The sequence below is a fragment of the Vibrio genomosp. F10 str. 9ZD137 genome, assembly GCF_049974785.1.
Taxonomy (GTDB): Bacteria; Pseudomonadota; Gammaproteobacteria; order Enterobacterales; family Vibrionaceae; genus Vibrio.
Genome location: NZ_JBNGCJ010000212.1, coordinates 4,506 through 9,302, shown reverse-complemented (window position 1 = coordinate 9,302; position 4,797 = coordinate 4,506). Strand labels below are relative to the sequence as shown.

Here is a 4,797-nt window from a genome sequence, read left to right as displayed (position 1 = left end):
GCTAAAATACCGGCTTGGCGCATGCCACCCCCCAGCATTTTGCGAATGCGTCTCGCTTTCTGTATGGTTTCTTTGTTACCCAGCAGCAAAGAACCAATGGGTGCGCCAAGTCCTTTTGAAAGGCAGATTGTCATCGAATCAAAGTGCTTGGCTATTTCTGTTACATCAACACCGAGAGCAACAGCAGCGTTATAGACACGAGCGCCATCTAGGTGAAGAGCCAGACCATGCACATTGACAAATTCTCTAGCCTCTGCGAGATAAGAAAGTGGGAGTACTTTTCCGCTGATGGTATTTTCTAAACTTAAAAGTTTGGTTTGAGCGAAATGACTGTCGTCTGGCTTAATCGCTGCTGCGAGCTTGGAAAAATCCAACGTGCCGTCAGGGTTGTTTTCAATCGGCTGCGGTTGAATCGATCCTAAAACGGCGGCTCCACCTGCTTCGTAACGATAGTTATGTGCTTGCTGACCACAAAGATACTCATCTCCACGTCCACAATGAGCCATGATGCCGAGTAAATTGGCTTGTGTACCCGAAGAGGTAAAAAGCGCGGCTTCAAAGCCATGTCGCTCTGCGGCCCAGTTTTCTAGTTCATTGACGGTAGGGTCATCGCCATAGACATCATCTCCGACTAATGCATTAGCCATGGCTTCGCGCATTTTTGGGGTGGGTCTAGTAACCGTGTCTGATCTGAAGTCCATGAATATCTCCTATAGATAACCGCAAAGTATCGCTTTACTTAAGCAGGCGATGGTTTTGGCATCCGTAATGGTGTCGTTGATAATAAGTTGTTGTAACTGCTCTATAGTCATTGTGACCACTTCAATCACTTCGTCGTCGTCACACGCGTATCGTTGTGATTTAGACAGCGACTTTGCGACGTATAAGTGCTGAATCTCGTCGCAAAACCCTGCAAGTGGGGTGACTTGTCCTAGAGGGAACCATTCCTCAGCGCTATAGCCGGTTTCTTCTTCTAATTCGCGCAACGCACACTGCTGGGGTTGTTCACCTTGCTCAATGGTTCCTGCAGGAAGCTCTAAAAGCCATTTTCCTAAAGAGGGGCGAAATTGGTTGATTAAAATGACGTTACCATCGGCAGTGATTGGAAGTATCACCGCTGCGCCTGGGTGCGCAATTGTGGTATGCACTATGGTGTGACCATTTGGCAAACGAATATTTTCTTCAATAAGAGAAATTTGCTTCCATGTATGAATGAGTTTACTCATGCCAATCAGCGACTTCCATGTGAAAAAATGAACGCATAACAATAGCGAGATTTGGAACCTAAAGATAGCTGAAATATCGAATACTCCAGCGAAGCTCAACTCATGGTCAAGTTTGTATAATCGAAAACACAGTTTGCAATGATAATAGAAGGTTATTCTCTGATATAACTGCCAATTAGTCATTAAAATACACTTGTAACAAAGTAATAACAAATGTATAAACATATGATTCACAGGTCGTGTGTTTTTTTAGGAGCCAATAAATGATAAGCCCAAACCCTGCATCTCATTCACAAAAAGCGTTGCTTTCCGAGCGAATTAATAAGCTCGCACACGCTCTTTCTGACGGGGTTTACGAAAGAGAAGACACCATTAAATTGTGCTTATTAGCGGCATTGGCAGGTGAAAGTGTTTTTCTATTGGGCCCTCCTGGAATTGCAAAAAGCTTGATAGCAAAGCGATTAATCCAAGCATTCGATAATTCAAGCTATTTTGAGTATTTGATGACGCGCTTCTCTACGCCTGAAGAAGTGTTTGGACCCCTTAGTATCCAAGAGTTGAAAGATAATGGACGATATGTTCGTTTGACCAATGGGTACTTACCCACTTCACAAATTGTTTTTCTAGATGAAATCTGGAAAGCCGGTCCAGCCATTTTGAATACACTACTGACGGTAGTGAATGAAAAAACCTTTAAAAATGGCAGCGATATTGAACGTGTACCAATGCGCTTACTTATTTCGGCGTCGAATGAACTCCCTGATGAAGACAGTGGTTTAGAAGCTCTTTATGACCGAATGTTGGTTCGAGTGTTCATCAATCGTATTCAAAACAAGCAAAATTTTAAATCCATGTTGACGGTTGGCACGCAGCAAGAAGCCAAAATCCCAGAAGGCTTAGCGATTACCGATGAGGAATACCATAAATGGCAAGCCGAGTTTGATCAGCTTGAATTATCCGATTCCGTTTTTGAAAAATTGTTCAAACTTAAATCAATGGTTGAAGGCAAAGACGACGCACAAGAAATCTTGACGGACACCGACAGCTATGTGTCTGACCGTCGATGGAAAAAAGCGGTACGCCTTCTTAAAGCGAGTGCCTTTTTCAATGGGCGCAGTTCGATCAACCCATTAGATCTTTTGTTATTGCAAGACTGCTTATGGAACAGCCCTGAATCACGCGACAATGTTCGCAGTATTATTCGAGACTTTGCATTGCATCATGCTTTTGATCAGCAAGATGTCGAACTTCAGATATCCATGTGTCGTGAAGAGCTTGAAGATATACAGACACACATTGAATCGACTTATAGCGTTGTTCTGTCACAAGACGCGCCAACTGGGCTGCTCAAAAAGCACGTTCAGCACTATGACATTTCGAGCGCAAACAGTTACCAAGTCGGCACAACGAAAGGCCTGGTTAAACTGGTATTGTTGCAATCCAATATGTCGGTATCAGAATCAGACAAAGGCGATAGCCGTTGGGTTTATTTACCAAAGAATGATTTGAGTAAAGTGATTAAAGAAGGAGGCGGTGAAATTTACGGTTACGTGAATCAGAACACCAATATTTGCCGCCTAACGTTCGACGTTGATGCTGAAAACCATTTAGTGATTAAAGACATTGCGAATCGCGGTGTGCTGGTGGCGCTTGCTGACAAAGAAGGGTTAGACTCATCGTTGTATCAGCAGTGGAGCACAAAAGCGGATGACGCGATGACGCAATTGCAGAATGCTGACTATCATTTAAGAAAGGTACGCTCAGATTTCCATGGGGCTTTACCACACAGTTTTATCGATACCGATCTTCCAACGACGATGGAAGTCGGCTTACAAGAGTTGCTGACTCAGTTAGAAGCAACCAAAGTCGAATGCGAAAAAACCGTATTTCGCGTGAAGCACCTCGATGAGTTTTTTGCTTAGGAGCACCCTATGTTAGGAGCCGATGGACTTAACCTTGTTGTGATGATTGCAGAGTCAGGGATTGTTGACACTGCGGTCAATGATCTGGTGGCACGTTCTCAAGTTATGATGATGGCTGAAAACAGAGGCGTAAAAACGTCTGTTAAAGGTCACCTTCATAAATGGGGAACGAGTGTAAAGCGTCGAATTACTAAGGTGTGCGAAACGGATCGCTTTAAGCATGAGTTGTCGTTGTATCAAGATGTTATCCACTGGGATGAAGAGACATTCTTTGAAAACTTAAATGACGTTGTCAAACAGTTAGAATGGCATTCCGCCTTCTATCTACAAGCTCGTCGTTTGATTGAAAAAAACAAAGGGATTAATAACCCGATGTTTCCGCATTACTTTTGTGATCAATGGTACAAAAGCCTATCTGATACACTAAAAAAAGCGCAGATTTCAGAGCTTGAAGCCAGTAAAGAAAAAGCATTAAAAGATCTTTATCAAAGAATGGAAACGATAAAGAACATGGACAGAGTGACTGAAACGGGCAGTGAAATCAGTGTTGGGAGACTCTGGGATATGGCCTCTGCGAAGTTGAGTAAAACCGATCTGACGGTGATGCGAAAACACGCAGAGTACCTGAGTAAAAATAAAGGTTTGCAAGACATCGCAGAGCAACTTGGCCGAATGGCGGGTGAAGTTGATGATCCTGATTTGAACGTAACACCGGCTGAAGAATTACAAATGGTGGAAGAAAAATCAGATGAAGCAACGGATGATATTGTCGGCATTCATGAAAGTGACGACCTGAATAAATTATTACCCAACGAAACCATGTTCTTGGCGTATCCAGAGCTTGAAGTGGTTTTCTATAAACATCTCGTGGATAAGCGTCTACTCAACTATAAAGTCGCGGGTAAGTCCCGAACCTTGCGAAAGGTAAAAGCGCATGTTCCAGACAGCAAGCAAATCGACGTTGAAAAGGGGCCTTTTGTCATTTGTATTGATGCCTCCGGTTCAATGAAAGGTTCCCCAGAGCAGTCTGCAAAGGCCATAGCGTATGCTCTGATGCAAATTGCCCTAGCCGAAGAACGAGACTGTTTTGTTATCTTATTTTCTACGGAACAAATCACTTACGAGTTGACAAAGCAAGACGGCCTTCGAGAAGCGAGTGATTTCCTAGCTTACAGCTTCCATGGCGGAACTGATTTTGAAAAAGCGATCATGACATCGATTGAAACCATGGAAGGCAGCAAATACAAAAACGCTGATTTAGTCGTGGTATCGGATTTTATCGCGCCTAAACAATCTGACGAATTACAACAAAAAGTAGACCTGTTGAAAACCAAGAAAAACCGTTTCCATGCGGTGAGCGTGTCTAAATACGGGAATCCGCAGCTAATGGAAATGTTTGATCACTGCTGGGCTTACCACCCAAGTTTAATGGGACGGTTGATGAAACAGTGGTAATTCGCCATCATTCCGAGCGATAGTTCATCGAATCGCTGTAAAACTGGGCAAACAGATCTTTTTTTTCGTTTTTTGTTTGACTATCAGGCCTCAATCCGTAAAGTATGCATCCAACGCAACGGCACTAAGTTTGCTTATTTTAGCGAGTTAACGTGTTGAAACATAAAGCGTTGTGAAATTGAAAAATTGCACAT

4 protein-coding genes are annotated in these 4,797 nt (G+C 43.2%); 2 read left to right on the top strand and 2 right to left on the bottom strand.

The genetic code is table 11. From position 1 onward, the window contains the following. Positions 1 to 701: low-specificity L-threonine aldolase (gene ltaE, locus ACP45E_RS02865; protein ID WP_069584672.1), on the bottom strand; the 701-nt coding region annotated here is incomplete at its 3' end. A 9-nt stretch (positions 702 to 710) separates the two neighbouring features. Further along, positions 711 to 1,226 (bottom strand): NUDIX hydrolase, encoded by a 516-nt coding sequence (locus ACP45E_RS02860; RefSeq protein ID WP_017037367.1) that lies wholly within the window; start codon positions 1,224 to 1,226, stop codon positions 711 to 713. A 263-nt stretch (positions 1,227 to 1,489) separates the two neighbouring features. On the opposite strand from ACP45E_RS02860, the gene ACP45E_RS02855 reads away from it, so the two are divergent. Both ACP45E_RS02855 and viaA read left to right on the top strand, forming a co-directional pair. Beyond that, positions 1,490 to 3,148: an ATPase RavA domain-containing protein gene (locus ACP45E_RS02855; protein WP_017037366.1), complete on the top strand. Its 1,659-nt coding sequence runs from the start codon at positions 1,490 to 1,492 to the stop codon at positions 3,146 to 3,148. A 9-nt stretch (positions 3,149 to 3,157) separates the two neighbouring features. Beyond that, entirely contained in the window at positions 3,158 to 4,603 is a 1,446-nt protein-coding gene (viaA, locus tag ACP45E_RS02850; RefSeq protein ID WP_017037365.1) for an ATPase RavA stimulator ViaA, read from the top strand. The last annotated feature ends 194 nt before the right edge of the window (positions 4,604 to 4,797 follow it).